The organism is Sphingomonas sp. LH128 (assembly GCF_000293195.2).
Lineage (GTDB): Bacteria > Pseudomonadota > Alphaproteobacteria > Sphingomonadales > Sphingomonadaceae > Novosphingobium > Novosphingobium resinovorum_A.
Genome location: NZ_ALVC01000555.1, coordinates 1 through 624 on the forward strand (window position 1 = coordinate 1; position 624 = coordinate 624).

Annotated in this window: 1 pseudogene; it reads left to right on the forward strand. The window is 61.1% G+C overall.

Annotated features, from left to right (window positions below):
* Positions 1–141: 141 nt before the first annotated feature.
* A pseudogene (locus tag LH128_RS32675) lies at positions 142–410 on the forward strand (TCP-1/cpn60 chaperonin family protein); the annotation flags it as partial.
* Positions 411–624 lie beyond the last annotated feature (214 nt).

The following is a 624-nucleotide window of genomic DNA, read 5'->3' on the forward strand; positions in this document are numbered from 1 at the left end:
CAGCCAGAAAAGGAGATGACCATCATGGCTTTTCGTGATCTCATTCCCTGGAGCCGGCAGGAAAACCGGCTCCCCGTCCAGGTCAGCGCCGAGCGCGGCCGCGACAATGATACTCACCCATAGCTCTCGCTCCACCGCGAGATGAACCGGCTGTTCGACGACGTCTTCCGAGGCTTCGGTGTCGATACGCTGGCAAATGCAGTGAAGGTGACGTTGGTCCCAAGGGCCGAAACGTCGTCATCGACAAGAGCTTCGGCGCTCCCCGGATCACCAAGGACGGCGTCACCGTCGCCAAGGAAATCGAGCTTGCCGACAAGATCGAGAATATGGGCGCGCAGATGTTGCGCGAGGTGACGAACAAGCAGAACGACAAGGCGGGCGACGGCACTACCACCGCCACCGTGCTGGCCTAGGCGGTCGTGCGCGAGGGCTAAAAGGCTGTCGCCGCCGGCATGACCATGCGCTCGCACGCACCAGTTAAACGTCTGTCACCAGGCCATTTGCTAATCCCAAAGCTGCGGCATGCGGTCGTGTCCCGCGGGGTGGTGTAGGAAGGTTTCCCTGAGAGGGTGGCCACCGTCGATCTTCTGGTAGGGTTCGGATGCGAACTCGAACCTGGAGAAG